Origin of the sequence: Sphaerotilus mobilis (assembly GCF_004216565.1) — a bacterium.
GTDB lineage: Bacteria > Pseudomonadota > Gammaproteobacteria > Burkholderiales > Burkholderiaceae_C > Sphaerotilus > Sphaerotilus mobilis.
The window spans coordinates 855,099-875,233 of sequence record NZ_SGWV01000007.1 but is presented as its reverse complement, the minus strand read 5'-3'; the positions used below and the strand labels follow the sequence as shown (position 1 = coordinate 875,233).

Genomic DNA, 20,135 nt, shown 5'->3' with positions numbered 1-20,135 from the left:
TCGCTCCTTCAGGCCGCCAGGCGCGCGCGGCGCTGCAGCGGACGGTCGAACAGGGCGGCCAGGTCGGCGGCTTGCTCGAAACCCTGGATGGGGGTGAAGACCAGCTCGATCGACCACTTGGTCGCGTAGCCCTCGGCCTCCAGCGGGTTGGCCAGGCCGAGGCCGCAGACCACCAGATCGGGCGCGGCGGCGCGGCAGCGGTCAAGCTGGCGTTCGACGTCCTGCCCTTCACTGAGCTGCGTGCCCGGCGGCAGCAGCGCCCGCTCCTCGTCCAGGTGGGTGGCGTGCAGGTAGGGGCTGCCGACCTCGGTCAGCACCATGCCCAGCTCGCGGGCGACGAAGCGCGCCAGCGGCACCTCCAGCTGCGAGTCGGGGAAGAAGAAGATGCGCTTGCCGGCCAGCCGGGCGCGGCTGGCGGCCAAGGCCTGGGTGGCGCGCTGGCGGGCCGGTGCAAGGGCCGTGTCGGCGCGGATCGGGTCGACGCCCATCGCCTCGGCGGCGGCCATCAGCCAGGCCTGTGTGCCCTCGACGCCGAGCGGGTAGGGGGCCGGGATGCGGCGCGCGCCACGGTCTTCCAGCGCCTTGGCGGTCGTGGCCAGGAAGGGCTGGGCCAGCAGCAGGCGGGTGTGGGGACCGACCGCCGGCAGGTCGGCGGCGCGGCGCGAGGGCAGGAAGCCGCAGCGGGTGATGCCCATGGCGGTGAGCAGGCGCCGGAACTGGTCCTCGACCACGTCGGCCAGGCTGCCGACGACCAGCAGCTCGGCCTCCGACCCGGTCGTCGCGGGCATCTGAGGCACCAGCGCGGCCAGGCAGGCGTCCTCGCCCTCGGTGAAGGTGGTCTCGATGCCGCTGCCGGAGTAGTTCAGCACCCGCACCTGGGGCGCGTGCAGGTGGCTCAGGCGTTCGGCGGCGCGCGACAGGTCCAGCTTGATGACCTCGGACGGGCAGGAGCCGACCAGGAACAGCACCCGGATGTCCGGCCGCCGCGCCAGCAGGCGCTGCACGACCTGGTCGAGTTCCTCGTGCACGTCGGCCAGGCCCGCCAGGTCACGCTCGTCGATGATGGCCGTGGCAAAACGCGGCTCGGCAAAGATCATCACCCCGGCGGCCGACTGCAGCAGGTGGGCGCAGGTGCGCGAGCCGACCACGAGGAAGAAGGCGTCCTGCATCTTGCGGTGCAGCCAGACGATGCCGGTGAGGCCGCAGAAGACCTCGCGCTGGCCGCGTTCGCGCAGCACCGGGGGTTCGGCGCAGCCGGCGTCGCTGGTCGCCAGGGCGTGGATGGGGATGCGTGCGTTCATGCGTGGACTCCAACGCCACTGGCGTCGAGCCGGGCCGCGCGCAGCTTCAACAGGAATTGCGCGGCATTGACCGCGTAGGTCAGGTAGGCGGCCAGGGCCAGCAGCATCTGCTGGCGCACGTCCAGCCAGCCGTTCCACCAGGCCGCCAGGTAAGCGGTGTGCAGGGCCAGCACGGCCATGCTGACCATGTCTTCCCAGTAGAAGGCCGGGGCGAACAGGTAGCGGCCGAACACCGCCTTCTCCCACAGGCAGCCGGTGAGCATGATGGTGTAGAGCAGGGCGGTCTTGATGAGCACCGACACGACCGCAGCCGTTTCGCCTTCGCCACTGGCCAGGAAGCGCAGCACGAGAAGCGTGCTGACCACGAAGGCCAGGAATTGCAGCGGCGCCAGCAGGCCCTGCACCCAGGTCCAGCGCGTCGTGTCACGGCGAGTCCGCTGCTCCGGCGTGTACAGCGGCGCACGGCGCCGGAGCAGGATTCCGGGGGCGGACGCGGCGGAGGTCGCGGAGGGTTGGGCGCTCGACATGGCACGAATCTAGGTCGCACCTCCGAAAGTGTCAATCGAGGTTGACGTCATCTTTTTCAAACATTCGCTGTGCCTCGGGGTTTACGAGCAACAGTGTTTGCTTGACGTACCGCAGGGTGCGGCCGACATTCGCTCATCTGGCGCTGACCCATGACAAGAACGAAGCACCGGATCAAGTTGACAACCTGATAAGCAGCGGCTTCGGCCGACGCGTGACGGGCGTGGCGACCAGGGGCCTGTGACCCTCGACGTCAAGACTGCCGCCGCTGTGTATCTGCCCCCGAGGAGCAACGTGGTGGCAGGCTGGAACCTACATCGACTTCAAGGCAACACCCGATTTCGGAACCTGCCTGTGAACGAGCATTGCGCCGAACTCGATCCCGCCATCCTGCGGGAAGTTGCCCCGACGCTGGGAGACATGATGGCCCGTGTCGGAAGAGACCTCTTGCGCCAGCGCTGGCGCACCACGCCGGATCCGGCGCGTCCCATCGGCGGCGTGCCGCACCTGGTGGCGGGCAATGGATCGCCGGAGCTGCAGCTCTCGCGCATCGTCGAGTTCGAGATCATTCCCCGGCTGATGCTGCTGCATGGCGACGTGGCCGCGCCGCGCGCGCCGTCGCGCCAGGACTTCTCGATCACGGCGGCGCATGTGGAGACGCTGGCGCATGTCGCCGTCGTCGGTGATCCGGAGCGCACGGCTCAGTTCGTCCAGGCCCTGATCGCTGCGGGTGCGCCACTGGAGCAGGTCTTTCTGCAACTGCTGTCGCCGGCCGCCAAGCTGATGGGCGAGTTCTGGATCGATGACGTCTACAGCTTCTCCGAGGTCACGATCGGCCTGTGGCGGCTGCAGCAGGTCCTGCACGAGCACAGCAGCGGCTTCCGGCTGGGGGCGGCGTCCATGCAAGGCCGGCGAGCCCTGCTGGCCGCCGAACCGGGTTCTCAGCACACGTTTGGCGTGGCGATGCTCAGCGAGTTCTTCGCCCGCGACGGATGGTTTGTCCAGTACGAACCGAAGTCCGACTGGGCCGATCTGCAAGATGCCGTGTCGTCAGACTGGTATGACATGTTTGGCATGTCCGTCGGCGTAGACATGTCGGTCCCGACTTTGGCCTCTGCTATTCTCGAATTGCGTCGCGCCAGCCGGAACCCGAAGCTGTTTGTCATGGTCGGAGGGCCGGCGATGGCCCTGATACCCGACTTGTCCGAGCGTTGCGGCGCGGACGCGATGGCCACCGATGCCACCTCGGCCGTGGCGACCGCGAACCAGTGGCTCGGGTCCATGCGGCAAGAACGATGAAGACCTCCAGCAGTCCTTGACCTCAAGTCCACTGGTCGTCTCGCTCCCCTCCAACCCAGGGACGTGGCCAAGCCGGCGCGTCAGCGAAGCACACACAGGGCGCTCGATGCACAACGTCGGCACATCGATCGAACACTGGACAGAGAACCCCCAGCTGTACTTCGCAGACCTGGAAGCGGACGTCACGGCTTCCCTGGTCGCCGCATCGGCCGATCTGGCGCTGGTGATTGACGGCCTGGGCGTGATCCGGGATCTGACGGTGCGCAGCGCCCAGCAGGCCGAACTCGCGGAACTCCGTTCATGGATCGGTCGACGCTGGATTGAGACCGTCTCGGTCGAGAGCCGCAGCAAGATCACCGCGATGGTCGATGCCGCCAGCTCTGCTGCCCGGGACGAAGCCGCCGGTGACAGCTCGCCCGCGCCGCTCGAGCGCCAGGTCAACCACCCGCTGTCGGGCGCTCATGAACTGCCGGTCAGCTACACGGTGGTGCCGCTGGGGCGCCAGGGCCGCATGCTGGCGCTGGGCCGCAACCTCGGCGCCATCGCGGCGGTGCAGCAGCGCCTGGTCGACGCGCAACAGTCGATGGAGCGCGACTACCTGCGCCTGCGCCACACCGAGGCCCGCTACCGCCTGCTGTTCGAGGCGGTCGACGAGGCCCTGCTGGTCGTGGATGCCGTCACCCTCAACGTCTTCGAGCACAACGCCGCCGCCGCCCGACTGCTGGGCGAGAGCAGCCGCCGCATCATCGGCCGGCCGGTGATCGACTTCCTGGCCGTGCCCAGCCAGGCCGGCGCCCAGGCGCTGCTGGCGATGGCGCGCAGCGCCGGTCGTGGCGAGACCGACGAGTTGCGGCTCGCCGGCAAGGCCTCGCCGATGCGTCTGGTGGTCTCGCTGTTCCGGCAGGACAACGCCTCGCTGCTGCTGCTGCGCCTGATCCCGCTCGACCCCAACGCGACCGTCGACGATCGCACCGCCAGCGGCGACAGCCCGACGCTGGCGCAGGTCGTCAACGCCATGCCCGACGCCTTCGTGCTGACCGACATGCAGGGCCGCGTGCTGGCTGCCAACCCGGCCTTCTCGAACATGCTGCAGCTGCCCGCCGGTGAGAGCCTGATCGGCCAGCCGCTGGACCGCTGGCTGGGCCGTTCCTCGGTCGACCTCAACGTGCTGATCAGCAACCTGCGCCAGCACGGCGTGCTGCGGCTGTTCCCGACCACGCTGCGCAGTGCCTACGGCGAGCCCGGCCAGATCGAGATCTCTGCCGTCGCGGTGGCCGACGCGCAGCCGCCCTGCCTGGGCTTCTCGATCCGCGATGTCTCGCGCCGCCTGCCGGCCGATGGCCGCAGCAACCGGCAGCTGCCGCGTTCGGCCGACCAGCTCACCAACCTGGTGGGGCGCATGCCGCTCAAGGACATCGTCGGCGAGACCGCCGAGCTGATCGAGCGCCTGTGCATCGAGGCCGCCCTCGAACTGACGCGCGACAACCGCGCCTCGGCCGCCGAGATGCTGGGCCTGTCCCGACAGAGCCTCTACGTCAAGCTGCGCCGCTACGGCATCCAGGAGATGGGTCCGGGCGGCGGCGCGGGTGCCGGTCCGGAGTCTGACGCCTGATCTGTCTCCCTGATCTGTCTCCCTGATCTGTCCCCGAATTTTTGGTTGACAGTTGGTGGTGTAAATTTTGATTGACAAGGCGAGGGCGAGGACCAGAATGGTTCCATGCAGCGCCCCGCCTTCTCGGCCATCGCCGAACTGCTCAAGCCCATCACCTGGTTCCCGCCGATGTGGGCCTTTGCCTGCGGGGTCGTGGCCTCCGGGCTCCCGGCGCAAGGTCGCTGGCCGCTGATCGTCGCGGGCGTGCTGCTGGCCGGCCCTTTCGTCTGCGCCACCAGCCAGGCCGTCAACGACTGGTTCGACCGCCACGTCGATGCCATCAACGAGCCGCAACGGCCGATCCCCTCGGGCCGCCTGCCGGGCCGCTGGGGTCTGGGCATCGCTATCTTGTGGACGCTGCTGTCGCTGCTGCTGGCGACCTCGCTGGGCCCGGTCGCCTTGGCGGCCGCCGGTGTCGGCCTGCTGCTGGCCTGGGCCTACAGCGCGCCGCCGGTGCGGCTCAAGCGCAATGGCTGGTGGGGCAACAGCGCCTGTGCGCTCTGCTACGAGGGTCTGGCGTGGCTGACCGGCGCGGCCGTCATGAGCCTGGGTGACTGGCCCGAAGGCCGCTCGATCGCGCTGGCGCTGCTCTACAGCGCCGGGGCCCACGGGATCATGACCCTCAATGACTTCAAGTCCATCGAAGGCGATCGCCGCATGGGCATCGGGTCCCTGCCGGTTCGCCTGGGCGTCACCGGCGCGGCCCGTGTGGCTTGTCTGGCGATGGCGGCGCCGCAACTGGTCGTCGTCGGTCTGCTGCTGCAGTGGCAAGCGCCCGGTCATGCCGCCGCCGTGGCGGGCCTGCTGATGGTGCAACTGGTGCTGATGCGCCGCTTCCTGGCCGATCCGCTGGCCCGCGCGACCTGGTACAGCGCCACCGGCGTGCTGCCCTTCGTGCTCGGCATGTTGACCAGTGCGCTGGCCCTGCGTGCGCTGGCCCAGGGGCTTGCGTCATGAGCGGCAGCGGCACCGGCAACGGCAGCCACACGGCCGCGTCGACCTTCGGCTGGGCCGCCATCGCCCGGCTGGGCCTGGTGCAGGCGGCGATCGGCGCGATCGTGGTGCTGACCACGTCCACGCTGAACCGCGTCATGGTGGTCGAACTGGCCTTGCCTGCGCTCCTGCCCGGCCTGCTGCTCGCGCTGCACCACGTCGTGCAGATCAGTCGGCCGCGCATGGGCCATGGCTCGGACACCAGTCCGCGTCGAACCCCCTGGATCTTGGGCGGCATGTCGATGCTGTCCAGCGGCGGTGTGCTGGCCGCGCTGGCCACCGTCTGGATGGCCACCGAGCGCAGCGCCGGCATCGCGCTGGCGGTGCTTGCGTTTGTGCTGATCGGCCTGGGCGTGGCGGCGGCGGGCACCTCGCTGCTGGCCTTGCTGGCCCAGCGGGTGGCGGCCGGACGGCGCGCGGCCGCAGCCACCACGGTCTGGATCATGATGATTGCGGGCTTCGTCGTGACGGCCGGCACCGCTGGCCACTTCCTCGACCCCTACTCGCCGCAGCGCCTGCTGGAAGTTGCGGCCGTCGTCTGCATCGCCGCGCTGGCGCTGGCGGTGATCGCGCTGGCGGGGCTCGAAGGACGCCGGGGTTTGGCCGCCCGCGCAGCGCCGCGCACCGAGCCTGGCGCGGACCCGGCCGGCGAGAACTTCCGCAGCGCCTTGCGCCAGCTCTGGGCCGAACCGGTGGCGAGGCGCTTCACCGTCTTCGTCTTCGTGTCCATGCTGGCCTACAGCGCGCAGGACCTGATCCTCGAACCCTTTGTCGGACTGATCTTTGGCCTGACGCCCGGCGGCTCCACCCAGCTGTCCGGCGTCCAGCATGGCGGCACGCTGGTGGGCATGTTGCTGGCCGCTGCGGCTGGCAGCCGTTTCGGTGGCCGCAACTGGGGCAGCCTGCGACGCTGGGCCCAGGGCGGCTGTCTGGCCAGCGCACTGACCTTGTCCGGTCTGGCCATGGCGGCCTGGGTCGGACCGGGCTGGCCGCTCAAGGCCAATGTCTTCCTGCTGGGACTGGCCACGGGTGCGTTCTCGATCGCCGCCATCGGCTCGATGATGCGGCTGGCCGGTGCCAGCGGCCCGGGCCGCGAGGGCTTGCGCATGGGCCTGTGGGGCGCCGCCCAGTCGATCGCCTTTGCACTCGGCGGTGTCGTGGGCACAGGCCTGAGCGACCTCGCGCGCTGGGGCCTCGGCAGTCCTGCCTGGGCCTATGCCTGCGTCTTCCTGCTGGAAGCGGTGATGTTCGTCTGGGCCGCCCGGTTGGTGCAGACCGGCGAGACCGCGTCCTCGCCGTCCAGCTCGCCGCCCAGCGCCGTGCGCGCCCATGCCATCCCAACGAGGTCCGTCCATGACGTTGCCGTCCTGTCCTGACTGCGTCGTCGTCGGCGGCGGCCCCGCCGGCGCGACCGCTGCCCACGAGCTTGCCCTTGCCGGTCGCCAGGTGGTGCTGCTGGACCGGGCCGGGCGCATCAAGCCTTGCGGCGGTGCCATCCCGCCCCGCCTGATCCGCGACTTCGACATCCCGTCCGAGCAGATCGTCGCTCGCGCCACGTCCGCCCGCATGGTCTCGCCGGCCGGTGCGCGGGTCGACATCCCGATCGAGCAGGGTCATGTTGGCATGGTCGACCGCGAGCATTTCGATGCCTGGCTGCGCCAGCGGGCGGTCGAGGCCGGTGCCGTGCGGATCGAGGGCCGCTTCATCCGCCTGGAGCGTGATCCGGACGGCGTCAGCGTCGTCGTCTGGCGCCGCGAGACCGACAGCACCGAACAACGCCAGCGCACCCGCAGCGTCGTCGGCGCCGATGGGGCCCGCTCGCAGGTTGCGGCGCAAGCGGTTCGCGGTGCCGACCAGGGCCGCTGCGTCTACGCCTACCACGAGGTTGTCGCGGTGCCCGAGCAGCGCCCGGCCGGCTACCTCGGCAGCCGCTGCGAGATCCACTACGACGGCCGTCTGTCGCCCGACTTCTACGGCTGGGTCTTTCCGCACGGCGGCACGGCCAGCATCGGCACCGGCAGCGCCGACAAGGGCTTCTCGCTGCGCCGGGCCACCGACGAGCTGCGCCAGCGCGCCGGCCTGGCCGATGCGACGACGCTGCGCCGCGAGGGCGCGCCGATCCCGATGAAGCCACTGCCGCGCTGGGACAACGGCCGTGACGTGGTGCTGGCCGGTGACGCCGCCGGGGTCGTGGCACCCGCGTCCGGCGAGGGCATCTACTACGCCATGCTCGGCGGCCGCCTGGCCGCACAGTCAGTCGACGAACTGATCGCCACCGGCGACGTGCGGGCGCTGGCCCGGGCACGCCGCCGCTTCATGCGCGAGCACGGCAGGGTCTTCTGGGTGCTGGGTCTGATGCAGCGCGTCTGGTATGCCAACGACGGCCGGCGCGAGCGCTTCGTCAGCATCTGCCGTGACCGCGACGTGCAGCAGCTCACCTTCGACGCCTACATGAACAAGCGCCTGGTGCGCAGCCGGCCCATGGCCCATGTGCGGATCTTCTTCAAGGACCTGGCCCACTGGCTCGGTCTCGTGCGGGCGTGAGGCCGTCGTGGCGAGCTTGGCTGCCGACAGATCGCCGCGCCTGCGTGCTGGCGGGACTGGGTGCCGTCGCGCTGGCGGGTCTGGGTGGTCTGGCGACCGATCTGGGGCCCTGGTATGCCGCCTTGCGCCAGCCGGCCTGGAAACCGCCCGACCTGTGGTTCGGCCCGGCCTGGACGCTGATCTTCACGCTCGCCGCCTGGTCGGCCGTGCTCGGCTGGCAAGCGGCCGCCCCCGGTGCGCCGCGCCGTCGCTGGCTGCTGGCCCTGGGTCTGAATGCCGCGCTGAACCTGGGCTGGAGCCTGCTGTTCTTCACGCTGAAACGACCGGACTGGGCGCTGGCCGAGGTCGCGCTGCTGGCGCTGTCGGTGGCTGGACTGATCCGTGCCGCGCCGACCTGGCGCGCCGGTGTGCTGCTGGCACCGTATCTGGCCTGGGTGCTGTACGCGTCGAGCATCAATGCCGGCGTGGTGTGGCTCAACCGATGAGCCTGCCATGATCGATGTGCCGACCCTGCGCCTGCTGGTCGACCTGGCCCTGGCCATCAGCCTGGGCGAACTGCTCTGGTCCGCCTGGCGCACGCCGCCCGGACGTGCGCGCCTGGCCGTGCTGGCGCACCTGGGAGCTGGTCTGGGCCTGATGCTGGCCTTGCGCTTCAGCCTGGCCCGGGAGCCGGGGGACGCCACCACCGCCGCCGTGCTCGTCTGCCTGACGCTGGCCGGCCTGTCCCATCTGATCGATGTCCGCCTGCGCCTGTCCGCAGGCACCGCTGCGTGCCCGGCCGGCGCGAACCCTGTCGCCTTGAAAGGCCGATCACCATGAACAACCGCCGCCACTTCATCCGCCTCGTGCCCTGGCTGGGCAGCGCCGTGCTGGCCGCACCGGGCCTTGCTCAGGCCCAGGCCATGGTCGACGAGAAGGACGCCACCGCCGCCGCGCTGGGGTATGCGGCCGACGGCAGCAAGGTCGACAAGGCCAAGCAGCCCAAGTACGTCGCCGGCTCGGTCTGCAGCGGCTGCCAGCTCTACCAGGGCAAGGCCGGCGCGGCATCGGGCGCCTGCCCCTTGTTCGCCGGCAAGCAGGTGGCGGCCAAGGGCTGGTGCAACGCCTACGTCAAGAAGGCCTGACCGGGCCCATGCATCGCCCTGACGGTCAGATTCCGTTCACGCCACGCTCACGTCCAACGACCCGGCCCGAGGCCCCCCACCATGTCCGTGCCCTATCCGTTTTCTGCCATCGTCGGCCAGCAGGAGATGAAGCTGGCGATCCTGATCGCCGCGATCGAGCCGGCCATCGGCGGCGTGCTGGTGCTGGGTGACCGCGGCACCGGCAAGTCGACGGCGGTGCGCGGCCTAGCCGCCCTGCTGCCGACCATGCGTGCGGTGCGGGGCTGCGCCTACCACTGCGATCCGGCCGGCCGGATGATCTGCTCGGACTGCGCCCGCCTGCGTCCGGCCCGGGTCGAGCGGGTGCCCGTGCCGGTGGTCGACCTGCCGCTGGGCGCCAGCGAAGACCGCGTGGTCGGCGCGCTGGACCTTGAACGGGCGCTGGGTCAGGGCATCAAGGCTTTCGAGCCCGGCCTGCTGGCCCGCGCCAACCGGGGCTTTCTCTACATCGACGAGGTCAACCTGCTGGAAGACCACCTGGTCGACCTGCTGATCGACGTCGCCGCATCCGGCGAGAACGTGGTCGAGCGTGAAGGCCTGAGCGTGCGCCACCCCGCCCGCTTCGTGCTGGTCGGCAGCGGCAACCCGGAAGAGGGCGAGTTGCGGCCCCAGCTGCTGGACCGCTTCGGCCTGTCGGTGGAGGTCCGCACGCCCACGGCCATTGCCGAGCGGGTCGAGATCGTCAAGCGCCGCGACGCCTATGAGCGCGACCCCGAAGCGTTTGCCTCGCGCTTCGCCCGCGAGGATGCGGCGGTGCGCCGCCGCATCGAACGGGGTCGCACCCGGCTGGCCGAGCTGGCCGTGCCCGACGCGGTGCTCGAGAGGGCCGCCCGGCTCTGCCAGGCGGTCGGCAGCGACGGCCTGCGCGGCGAGCTGACCCTGATGCGCGCGGCCCGTGCCGCAGCGGCGCTCGACGGCGCCGAGCATGTCACCGATGCCCACCTGCGTCAGGTCGCCGCACCCGCGCTGCGCCACCGGCTGCGCCGCAACCCCTTGGACGAGACCGGCTCGGCCGACCGCATCGAGCGGGCGATCGGCGAGCTGTTCGAGCCGGCCTGACGCGCCGGCTGCCATGACAGCGCCGCCCGTGCCGCCTGACGACCCCACTCGAGACGTCACCCGCGTCGCCCGCCTGCTCGCGCTCGACCCGGCCGGGCTGGGCGGTGTCTGGCTGCGAGGCCCGGCGGGCGAGGCCCGGGACGCCGTGCTGGCCCGGCTGCGCGCCGCTTGGCCGGCCGACACGCCGTGGCGGCGCCTGCCGCTGCAGATCGATGACGAACGCCTGCAAGGCGGCCTCGACCTCGCTGCCAGCCTGGCCGCCGGGAGACCGGTGCACAGCACCGGCCTGATCGAACAGGCCCGGGGTGGCGTCCTGCTGCTGCCCATGGCCGAACGCGCGAGTGCCGGCCTGGTGGCGCGGCTGGCCGCTGCGGTCGACACCGGCGCGCTGCTGCTGGCGCTCGACGAAGGCGTCGACGCCGACGAGAGCCTGGCTGCACCGCTGGCCGAACGGCTGGCGCTGGTCTTGCGCGGCGACGTGATGCCCGCCGAGCCGGGCCCATCGCCTGAACGGACCTTCGACCCGGCAGCAGCCCGCGCCACGCTGGCCACCATCCCCTTCGACGCGGATGCGGTCGAAGCGCTGTGCGCCGCCGCTCAGGCCCTGGGGCTCGATTCCATGCGCCCGGCCTGGCAGGCCTGGCGACTCGCCTGCTTGTCCGCCGCCTGCGAGGGCCGCGACCGGGTCACTCAGGACGATGCCGAGTTCGCCGCCCGGCTGGTGCTCGCACCTCGCGCCCGCGCCTTGCCGCAGGCGCCGGCCGAGCCTGAGCAGGAGCCCGATCAGGCACCGGCGCCCAACGCCGCCGAGACCCCACCGCCGCCGGCCGATGCGGCTGCGTCGCCCCCCACCGACCCCGCGCCGGAACCGCCGGCCGAGCCTGGCGAGTCGGCCATCCAGACCGATCAGCTCGTCGCCGCCGCCCTGGCCGCCTTGCCGCCCGACCTGCTGGCGCGGCTGGCCGCTGGCAAGGCCCGGCGCAGCAGCGCGGGCGCGGGCCGCATGGGCACGTCCGTGGCCAGTCGCAGCGGCGGTCGGCCGGTGGGCGCGCGCCGGGGCTTGCCGCGCGACGGCGCCCGGCTGGATCTGCTCGCCACCTTGCGCGCAGCCGTGCCTTGGCAACGGCTGCGCCGCGAGGCCCGCGAAGCCGCCGACCTGCCGCCGGCATCGACCCGCCTGCTGCTGCGCCGCGACGACCTGCATGTGCGGCGCCTGCGGCGGCCGCAGCCGACCACCACCGTCTTCGTCGTCGACGCCTCCGGCTCGCAAGCCCTGCACCGGCTGGCCGAGGCCAAGGGTGCCGTCGAACTGCTGCTGGCCGACTGCTATGTGCGGCGCGACCAGGTTGCGCTGATCGCCTTCCGGGGCAAACGCGCCGAGACCCTGCTGGCGCCGACCCGTTCGCTGGTGCGGGCGCGCCGGGCGTTGTCGGCCCTGCCGGGCGGCGGTGGCACGCCGCTGTCGCAAGGCATCGCGGCGGCGACCGAACTGGCGCTGCGCCTGCAGGCCAGCGAGTCCGGCCGGGCCCAGCTGGTCTTCCTGACCGACGCCCGCGCCAACATCGACCACGCCGGTCAACCCGGCCGTGAACGCGCCATGCAGGACGCCCTGGGTGCCGCGCGTCGCCTGGCGTCGACGGGGGTGCGCAGCCTCCTGATCGACACCTCGCCCCGCCCGCAAGCCCCGGCCCGCGCGCTGGCGCAGGCCATGGCCGGCCACTACCTCGCCTTGCCGCTGGGCCAGGCCAGGGCGCTGTCAGCGGCGGTGCAGTCGCTGACCTAGCCCACGGTCGTCTCCGGTGCCTTGGTCACCGGTTCGGTCCGGAGGCCCATCGGTACCACCCCGTCGGACACGGGGTGTCCGACCTACCGGTTGGCCGAGGCATTCGTGTTTTCACACACCGGGCATGCCGACGCGCGCGTCGATCCAAAACCGCGTTCAACGTCCCCGGCGCTCGGCCACGGTCGTCTCCGGTGCCTTGGTCGCCGGTTCGGTCCGGAGGCCCATCGGTACCACCCCGTCGGACACGGGGTGTCCGACCTACCGGTTGGACAAGGCATTCGTGTTTTCACACACCGGGCATGCCGTTGCGCGCCGATGCAAAACCGCGTTGGATGCACCCGGCGCTTGACCACGGTCGTCTCCGGCGCCTCGGTCGCCGATTCGGTCTGGAGGCCCATCGGCACCACCCCGTCGGACACGGGGTGTCCGACCTACCGGTTGGACAAGGCATTCGTGTTTTCACACACCGGCCATGCTGGTGCGCGCCGATTCAATACCGCGTTCAACGTCCCCGGCGCTTGGCCACGGTCGTCTTCGGCGCCTTGGTTGCCGATCCTGTCCGGCCCGGTAGGTCGGACACCCCGTGTCCGACGGGCTGGTGCCGGCGCGCGCCGATCCAAAACCGCGTCTAACGCGCCCGGCGCTAGGGCCGGGCGGGCGAAGGGAGCACCGCCCGGTGCAGCTCGGTGATCAGGGCCGCGATGCGGTCCGGCGCTTCCTCGTGCGCCAGGTGGCCGAGGCCGTCGAGGGGCAGGTAGCGCGCTTGTGGGATGCGTGGTGCGAGCCGGGCTGACTGGCTGCAGGGGACCGTGCCGTCGCGCGTGCCGGCTGCGAGCCACAGGGGCACGGGCAGGCGCGGCAGGCCGGCCAGCAGTGCGTCGAGCTGCCAGGCGCCCATCATGTCCAGGGCGCCGCGCACATGGCTGTGCTGGGTCAGCAGGGCGCGGTAGCGCGCGACATCGGCCTCGCCCAGCCGTGAGCCGGTGGACGCGATCAGCCGCGCCAGCGCCGTCGGCCGGGCTGCCTGACGCGCCGCCAGCCGGGGTAGCCAGTCGCTCGCACCGATCAGCCGGGCCAGCGGCGGGAAGACGGCCGCTGCCAGCCCCGGCAGTGGCGCCAGCGCGCCATTGACCGCCAGCAGGCCACGGGGGGCGATGCGGCGGTCCAGCACCATCTGCAGCATCACCGCCGCGCCGGCCGAATGGGCGGCGACTAGGTCGGGTGCGCCGTCGTGTGCACTCAGCAGGGCGGCCAACGAGTCGGCCATGCGTGGCAAGCTGGCATGGCGGTCGGCATAGGCCTCGCTGCGGCCGTGGCCGGGCAGGTCGGGCAGCCAGACCTCATGGTGGGACGCCAGCCGCTGCGCCACCGCCAGCCAGGAATCGCCCGATGAGCCGGTGCCGTGCAGCAGCAGCAGGCGCGGGCCGCGACCGAGCCGCCGCAGACCCCAGCGCAGGCCGGCGGCGCGCACGGTCTCGGTGGGTGGGGGCAAGGGTCGATCCGGCATTGTCAACTTGACTTTACATTCATATGATCAAGTCATGTTGACAGTTGCAGCCGACCCACGAAGCCCGCATGTCCCGGCGAGCGCCAGCGACCGCCGCCCGCACGCGGTCGTCATCGGCAGCGGCTTTGGCGGACTGGCGGCCGCCGTGCGGCTGGGCGCCCGGGGCTATCGCGTCACCGTGCTGGAGCAGCTCGACGCGCCTGGCGGCCGGGCCTATGTGCACCAGCAGGACGGCTACACCTTCGACGCCGGCCCGACCGTCATCACCGCGCCCTTCCTGTTCGAGGAGCTGTGGACGCTGTGCGGGCGCAGGCTGGCCGATGACGTCGACCTGCGGCCGATCACGCCCTTCTACCGCATCCGTTTCGACGACGGCACCGTGTTCGACCACTGCGGCGACGCCGAGGCGATGCGCCGCGAGGTCGCCCGCATCGCGCCCGATGACGTCGAAGGCTACGAGGCCTTTGTGCGTGCCAGCGAGGCGATCTACAAGGTCGGCTTCGAACAGCTGGGTGACGTGCCCTTCGACCGCTGGACCGACATGGCCCGCGTGCTGCCCGACCTGCTCAAGCTCGAAGGCTGGCGCACCGTGCACGGCCTGGCCGCGCGCCACGTCCGCAACGAGAAGCTGCGCGTCATCCTGACCTTCCAGTCGCTGCTGGTGGGCGGCAATCCCTACAGCACCACGGCGGTCTATTGCCTGATCGCCTACCTGGAGCGGCGCTGGGGCGTGCATTTCGCGATGGGCGGCACCGGCTCGCTGGTGCGTGGCCTGGTCGGCCTGATCGAAGGGCAGGGCGGGGCGCTGCGTTGCAACGAGGGCGTGCGCGAGATCCTGGTCGAAAACGGTGCCGCCTGTGGCGTGCGGCTGGCCAGCGGCGAACGGCTGGCGGCCGATGTCGTGGTCTCCAACGCCGACGCCGCCGCGACCTACCGCGACCTGTTGCCGGCCCAGCACCGACGCCGCTGGACCGACCGGCGCCTGCGCCGCGCGCGTTATTCGATGAGCCTGTTCGTCTGGTACTTCGGCACCCGCTGCCAGTACCCGGACGTGGCGCATCACTCGATCGTGCTCGGGCCGCGTTACCGGCCGCTGCTGGACGACATCTTCCGCCGCAAGCACCTGGCCGACGACTTCAGCCTCTACCTGCACCGCCCGACCGCCACCGACCCCAGCCTGGCGCCTGCCGGCTGCGACGCCTTCTACGTGCTGGCCCCCGTGCCGCACCTGGGCGCCAAGGTCGACTGGCGTGTGCGGGCCGAGCCCTACCGCCAGCTGATCCAGCAAAGGCTGGAAGAGACGCTGCTGCCGGGCCTGGGGGCGCAGCTCGCGACCTCGCGCCTGATGACGCCGCAGGACTTCCAGGACCGCCTGGGCAGCGTCCACGGCGCGGCCTTCTCCTTCGAGCCGGTGCTGACGCAGAGCGCCTGGTTCCGCCCGCACAACCGCAGCGAAGAAGTCGACCGGCTCTACCTCGTGGGCGCTGGCACCCATCCCGGTGCGGGCGTGCCGGGTGTGCTCAGCTCGGCCAAGGTGCTCGACCGCATCGTGCCGCACGCCGATGCGCTGCGCCGCCCCGACGCCGCCACGGACGACGACCGCCACGACCGCCACGAAAGTCCGCATGCCCACGCCGCCCATCGCCTCGCTTGAGCCGGCGCTGGCCCAGCACTGGTGGTCCGATGTGGCCGCCTGCCGCACGCTGCTGCGGCACAACAGCCGCACCTTCCACGCCGCCTCGCTGCTCTTGCCGGTCAGGGTCCGGGCACCCGCCAGCGCGCTCTATGGCTTCTGCCGGCTGGCCGATGACGCGGTCGACGACAGCCCGGCACCCGCTGGCCCCCATGAAGCCGTGCGCCGGCTGCAGCGCCGGCTCGACCGTCTCTATGCCGGCCAGCCCGAGCCGGTGGCGGCCGACCGTGCCCTGGCCGGCGTGGTCGTCGCCTATGCCATCCCCAAGGCCTTGCCCGAGTTCCTGCTCGACGGCCTGGCATGGGATGCCGAGGGCCGCGAGTACGAGACCCTGGCCGAGCTGCAGGCCTACGCCGCCCGGGTGGCTGGATCGGTCGGCGCGATGATGAGTCTGCTGATGGAGACCCGTGCACCCGACGCCCTGGCGCGGGCCTGCGACCTGGGCGTGGCGATGCAACTGTCCAACATCGCCCGCGATGTGGGCGACGACCTGCGGCTGGGTCGGCTCTACCTGCCCAAGGCCTGGCTGCGCGAGGCCGGCATGGACGATGCCGCCATCGCCGCCTGGCGCGCCACACGGCAACGTGACGCCCGCGTCGAAGCCGTCGTGCTGCAGCTGCTGGACGAGGCCGATCGCTTGTACGCGCGCGCCGCCGCCGGGGTGGCGAGCCTGCCGCTGGCCTGCCGGCCCGGCATCAACGCCGCCCGCCTGATGTACGCCGCCATCGGTCACCGCGTGCGTGCCGCTGGCGGCGACGGCATCAGCCGGCGGGCCCGTGTGAGCGGCCGTCACAAGCTCGCGCTGGTGCTGCGCGGCAGCCTGCTGCTGCGGCCGTCCACGGCTGCGCTGGGCGCCGCACCGTTGCCAGCCAACCAGCCCTTGCTGGACGCCGTGGCGCAGCAGCCCGGACCGGCGCCGCAGGGCGCTGCGGAGTTCGTGCTGACCTTGTTCGATCGACTCGCCAGCGGACCGAGAACGGACCGCCGGACGGAACGGAGAACGGCATGACTTCGTCGGACCAAACCGGGACGACGATCAACGGGCAGCGCCCGAAGGTTCACCCATGACCGCCCTGGCTTTGGCTGCGAGCAGCCCTTCGACGCCGTCTTGCCTGCTGGCGGTGGGTCTCAACCACGCCAGCGCACCGCTGGACCTGCGCGGCCGCTACGCCGTGCCGGTCGACCGGCTGGCGTCGACGCTGCAGGGGCTGCGTGAGCACCTGCTGGCGCGTGGTGCGCCGGCCACCGGCCTGACGCTGCTGTCGACCTGCAACCGCACCGAGCTCTACCTCGGCGGCTCCGATGCGGCCGATCTGCTGGCGCCGGTCGAAACCTGGTTTGCCGCCCAGGGCGGTGCCGGCCCGGACGACCTGCGCCCGCACCGCTATGTGCACCAGGACGCCGACGTCGCCCGCCACGCCTTCCGCGTCGCCGCTGGGCTGGATTCGGCCGTGCTGGGCGAGCCGCAGATCCTCGGACAGCTCAAGACGGCGGTGCGCACCGCCGATGCCGCCGGCATGCTGGGCGGCACCTTGCAGCAGCTGTTCCAGCGCAGCTTCGCGGTCGCCAAGGCCGTGCGCAGCGGCACCGAGATCGGCGCGCACCCGGTCTCGCTGGCGGCTGCTGCCGTGCGCATCGCCCTGCAGCTTTTCGGCGACTTGAGCCAGCAGCGGGTGCTCTTCATCGGCGCGGGCGAGATGATCGATCTCGTGGCCACCCACCTGGCCGCCCGCGCGCCCGCCGCCATCGCGGTGGCCAACCGCAGCCTGGAGCGGGCCGAGGCCCTGGCCGGACGGCTCGGCGGCACGGCGCTGCCGCTGGTCGGGCTGGATCGCCGCCTGCACGAGTTCGACCTGATCGTCAGCTGCACCGCCAGCAGCCTGCCGCTGGTCGGCCTGGGCGCCGTGCAGCGGGCCCTCCGGGCGCGCCGTCGCCGACCGATGCTGATGTTCGACCTGGCCGTGCCACGCGACATCGAGGCCGAGGTCGGTGGGCTCGATGACGTCTACCTCTACACCGTCGACGACCTGGCCAGCCGGGCCGCCGAGGGGGGTGAACGCCGGCTGGCGGCCGTCCAGGCCGCCGAGTCGCTGGTCGACGCCGGCGTCGACCATTTCCGCCTCTGGCTGGCCCGCCGTGCCAGCGTGCCGCTGGTGCAGGCGGTGTTGGCACAGGGCGAGTCCTGGCGCGAACAGGAGCTGCAACGCGCCCGCCGCGCATTGACCCGGGGCGCGCCGGTCGACGAGGTGCTGCAGCTGCTGTCGGCCACCTTGACGCGCAAGCTGCTGCACGGCGCGCTGGCCGGCCTGCACCACAGCAAAGGCGAGGAACACGCGGCCTGGACCGACGCGGCGCAACGCTGTTTCCTGCGCAGCGATGCCCACGGTGCCGGGTGATGGTGCCGGGTGATGGTGCCGAGTGATGGTGACCGGTGATGGTGCCGACTGAGCCGGTCCACGGATCGGGTGCGGGCCGGGTTCTGCTGCTGGGCGCCACCGGCACCATCGGCCGGGCCACCGCGCGGGCGCTGCGAGCCGCAGGCCACGAGGTGCTGGTGTTGGTGCGCCGTCAGGCCGGCCGCTCGCCGGCCGAGGTCGCGGCGGCCTTGCCGGGCGTCACGCTGGTCTGGGGCGACGTGGCCGAAGCGGGCGCCGTGGCCGAAGCCCTCGCCCATGCCGGCCCGGTGCGTGCCATCGTCAGCTGCCTGGCCTCACGCACCGGTGTCGCCGAAGAGGCCTGGGCCATCGACCACCTTGCCCATCGCCAGGCGCTGCAGGCGGCGCAGGCGGCCGGCGTGTCCCAGTTCGTGCTGCTGTCGGCGATCTGCCTGCAACGGCCCCGTCTGGCCTTCCAGCAGGCCAAGCTGGCCTTCGAGGCCGAGCTGCAAGCCAGCCCGCTGGCCTGGGTGATCGTGCGGCCGACGGCCTACTTCAAGTCGCTGTCCGGCCAGGTCGACCGGGTCCGGCGTGGCGGCGCCTTCCACGTCTTCGGCGCGGGCACCGGCACCGCCTGCCGACCCATCAGCGACGATGACCTCGCGGCCTATCTGGTCGCCTGCCTCGATGACCCGGCCCGGCAGCGCCACATCCTGCCCATCGGCGGACCCGGCCCGGCGCTGACCCCGCTGGACCAGGCCCGCCTGCTGGCCGACCTGACCGGCCAGCCGCTGCGCCTGCGCTCGGTGCCGCTCGCGCTGCTGGAGCACATCGCCGCGCTGCTCGACGGCCTTGCCCGCCTGACGCCACGCCGCTGGCGCGCCCCCATCGCCCAGCGGGCCGAATACGCCCGCATCGGCCGCTACTACGCCAGCGAGTCCATGCTGGTCTGGGACGCGGCCAGCAGCCGCTACCGCGACGACCTCACCCCGTCGACCGGCCGCGACACGCTGGCCGATCACTACCGCCGCCTGCTCGACGCTGCCCCTCGGTCGACGCAGGCCACCCCTGCCACCCAGGCCGACCCGGCCCGGCCGGCGGCGCGCTGAACCGGAGAAGCCGATGTCGTCCGACCTGGCCGCCTTGCTCGAACTGCTGCTGGTCTTCGGCGTGGTGCTGGTCTGGGCGCTGCGCGAGTGGTGGGTGAACCGGAAGTGGTTGAAGGAGCGCCGCAAGTCGGATCGTTAGGTCGGATACCGGCGCTGTCTGACGTGCTGTCAGACGGGCTGTTGACGATGGGTCAACGCGTCAAGACCGGCCCCGAGGCGCCCGATGGCGTCGTGGGTCCTTGAGCGAACGCTTCCCGGCTCACCCCCACCTCGGCATCCTGAACGGCAACAGGCCCTGCACCCAGCGCTGCTGGAAGCGGTCCAGCGACAGGCTTTCGTGCACCGCCAGGCGGCCGTCGGCGTCCTGCAGCAGCGTTCGGGCGTAGAAGGGGCCGCTTTCGAGCGTGCCCGCCACGGCCAGCGGCGGCGGGCCGTGACCGGTGCGGTCGATGCCCCAGGCGGTGGACGACAAGGTGTGCGTCGCGGGCGGGTCCAGCGTCTGCAGGCGGCCGTCGCGGCCGATCGACAGGTGCAGCGCGCGGGCCGGGCCTTGCCGGGGCTGGGTGACGTAGTCGATCCGGCTGCCCAGGCCGTCGCTGGCCTGCTGGCGTTGCCATTGCCAGTGGGCGAAGTCCCGTTCCAGCGGTCGATCGCCGCGGTTGTGGTCGAGGTAGGCGTCGCCCTGCCAACGCCAGCCGGGCGAAGAGAGGTCGACCGCGATGCGCGCACGCGGTGCCACCGGTTGCCAGCGGTGGTGGCCGGCGGCGTCGAGGTCGAATTCGGTGGCCGGGCCGACCGCCGGCATCAGGCACAGCTCGCCACGCAGCTTGCGCGGCCAGGGCACGGCCCATTCGTCCAGCGTGACCAGCAGGTCCTGACCCTGCCAGCGCAGGCGGCTGGGGCCGATCGAGAGGCTGCGGGCATCGCGCTGCAAGGTCTGGTCGCTGCGCTCGGTCATGCACCAGAGCTTGCGGACACGACCCGGCGCCGGCATCAGCCGGTAGAGCGACAGGTTGACGGCGCAGTGCGCCTCGGCCGGCGCCCCGTCGTCACCCAGCCGGCGGCGCCGGGCCGCGTACCAGGGCGAGAAGACGCTGCCGATGAAGGCGATCAGCGCCAGACCGAGCCGGCTG

19 protein-coding genes are annotated in these 20,135 nt (G+C 71.9%); 15 read left to right on the top strand and 4 right to left on the bottom strand.

The window, feature by feature from the left end; genetic code table 11:
- Positions 1-8: 8 nt before the first annotated feature.
- Entirely contained in the window at positions 9-1,301 is a 1,293-nt protein-coding gene (locus EV685_RS04210; RefSeq protein ID WP_130480685.1) for a ferredoxin:protochlorophyllide reductase (ATP-dependent) subunit N, read from the bottom strand.
- Positions 1,298-1,828, bottom strand: coding sequence for a 2-vinyl bacteriochlorophyllide hydratase (gene bchF / locus EV685_RS04205; protein ID WP_130480684.1), 531 nt, complete (start codon positions 1,826-1,828; stop codon positions 1,298-1,300). The genes EV685_RS04210 and bchF overlap by 4 nt, the downstream gene beginning before the upstream one ends.
- A gap of 295 nt (positions 1,829-2,123) precedes the next feature.
- Here bchF and EV685_RS04200 point away from each other — a divergent pair, with 295 nt between their 5' ends.
- From EV685_RS04200 to EV685_RS04155, 10 genes are all read left to right on the top strand, one after another.
- Positions 2,124-3,125 carry a cobalamin B12-binding domain-containing protein gene (locus EV685_RS04200; RefSeq protein ID WP_130480683.1) on the top strand — a complete coding sequence of 334 codons (1,002 nt, stop codon included), beginning with the start codon at positions 2,124-2,126 and terminating at the stop codon, positions 3,123-3,125.
- A gap of 106 nt (positions 3,126-3,231) precedes the next feature.
- Positions 3,232-4,737, top strand: a complete 1,506-nt coding sequence (gene ppsR, locus EV685_RS04195; RefSeq protein ID WP_130480682.1) for a transcriptional regulator PpsR — start codon at positions 3,232-3,234, stop codon at positions 4,735-4,737.
- Between the two features lie 105 nt (positions 4,738-4,842).
- Positions 4,843-5,733, top strand: a complete 891-nt coding sequence (gene chlG, locus EV685_RS04190) for a chlorophyll synthase ChlG (protein WP_130480681.1) — start codon at positions 4,843-4,845, stop codon at positions 5,731-5,733.
- A complete protein-coding gene (locus tag EV685_RS04185) occupies positions 5,730-7,145 on the top strand; it encodes a BCD family MFS transporter (protein ID WP_130480680.1) in 1,416 nt (471 codons plus the stop codon). Before chlG ends, EV685_RS04185 begins: the two co-directional genes overlap by 4 nt.
- A complete protein-coding gene (locus tag EV685_RS04180) occupies positions 7,123-8,313 on the top strand; it encodes a geranylgeranyl diphosphate reductase (protein ID WP_130480679.1) in 1,191 nt (396 codons plus the stop codon). The genes EV685_RS04185 and EV685_RS04180 overlap by 23 nt, the downstream gene beginning before the upstream one ends.
- A 44-nt stretch (positions 8,314-8,357) precedes the next feature.
- A complete protein-coding gene (locus tag EV685_RS04175; protein WP_242615410.1) occupies positions 8,358-8,798 on the top strand; it encodes a TspO/MBR family protein in 441 nt (146 codons plus the stop codon).
- 7 nt (positions 8,799-8,805) lie between these two features.
- Positions 8,806-9,132 (top strand): hypothetical protein, encoded by a 327-nt coding sequence (locus EV685_RS04170; RefSeq protein ID WP_130480678.1) that lies wholly within the window; start codon positions 8,806-8,808, stop codon positions 9,130-9,132.
- Positions 9,129-9,437 (top strand): high-potential iron-sulfur protein, encoded by a 309-nt coding sequence (locus tag EV685_RS04165; RefSeq protein WP_130480677.1) that lies wholly within the window; start codon positions 9,129-9,131, stop codon positions 9,435-9,437. The genes EV685_RS04170 and EV685_RS04165 overlap by 4 nt, the downstream gene beginning before the upstream one ends.
- 81 nt (positions 9,438-9,518) lie before the next feature.
- Positions 9,519-10,535 carry a magnesium chelatase ATPase subunit I gene (gene bchI, locus EV685_RS04160; protein WP_130480676.1) on the top strand — a complete coding sequence of 339 codons (1,017 nt, stop codon included), beginning with the start codon at positions 9,519-9,521 and terminating at the stop codon, positions 10,533-10,535.
- A gap of 13 nt (positions 10,536-10,548) precedes the next feature.
- The gene (locus tag EV685_RS04155) at positions 10,549-12,318 is read left to right on the top strand and encodes a magnesium chelatase subunit D (protein WP_130480675.1); all 1,770 of its coding nucleotides are present in this window, start codon (positions 10,549-10,551) and stop codon (positions 12,316-12,318) included.
- A gap of 643 nt (positions 12,319-12,961) precedes the next feature.
- Here EV685_RS04155 and bchO read toward each other — a convergent pair.
- Positions 12,962-13,810 carry an alpha/beta fold hydrolase BchO gene (gene bchO / locus EV685_RS04150; protein ID WP_165396706.1) on the bottom strand — a complete coding sequence of 283 codons (849 nt, stop codon included), beginning with the start codon at positions 13,808-13,810 and terminating at the stop codon, positions 12,962-12,964.
- Positions 13,811-13,859: 49 nt separating this feature from the next.
- Here bchO and EV685_RS04145 point away from each other — a divergent pair, with 49 nt between their 5' ends.
- From EV685_RS04145 to EV685_RS21160, 5 genes are read left to right on the top strand one after another with little or no spacing between them, the layout of a single operon-like run.
- Positions 13,860-15,479, top strand: coding sequence for a phytoene desaturase (locus tag EV685_RS04145; protein WP_130480673.1), 1,620 nt, complete (start codon positions 13,860-13,862; stop codon positions 15,477-15,479).
- The gene (locus EV685_RS04140; protein WP_130480672.1) at positions 15,451-16,527 is read left to right on the top strand and encodes a phytoene/squalene synthase family protein; all 1,077 of its coding nucleotides are present in this window, start codon (positions 15,451-15,453) and stop codon (positions 16,525-16,527) included. Before EV685_RS04145 ends, EV685_RS04140 begins: the two co-directional genes overlap by 29 nt.
- A gap of 55 nt (positions 16,528-16,582) precedes the next feature.
- Complete coding sequence (hemA, locus tag EV685_RS04135) at positions 16,583-17,914, top strand: glutamyl-tRNA reductase (RefSeq protein ID WP_130480671.1); 1,332 nt, start codon at positions 16,583-16,585, stop codon at positions 17,912-17,914.
- Positions 17,915-17,952: 38 nt separating this feature from the next.
- Positions 17,953-19,002 carry an NAD(P)H-binding protein gene (locus tag EV685_RS04130; RefSeq protein ID WP_130480670.1) on the top strand — a complete coding sequence of 350 codons (1,050 nt, stop codon included), beginning with the start codon at positions 17,953-17,955 and terminating at the stop codon, positions 19,000-19,002.
- 13 nt (positions 19,003-19,015) lie between these two features.
- Entirely contained in the window at positions 19,016-19,141 is a 126-nt protein-coding gene (locus EV685_RS21160; protein ID WP_275938336.1) for a hypothetical protein, read from the top strand.
- 120 nt (positions 19,142-19,261) lie between these two features.
- Here the strand turns inward: EV685_RS21160 and EV685_RS04125 are convergent, their stop codons facing one another.
- Positions 19,262-19,960 carry a carotenoid 1,2-hydratase gene (locus EV685_RS04125; RefSeq protein ID WP_207224756.1) on the bottom strand — a complete coding sequence of 233 codons (699 nt, stop codon included), beginning with the start codon at positions 19,958-19,960 and terminating at the stop codon, positions 19,262-19,264.
- Positions 19,961-20,135 lie beyond the last annotated feature (175 nt).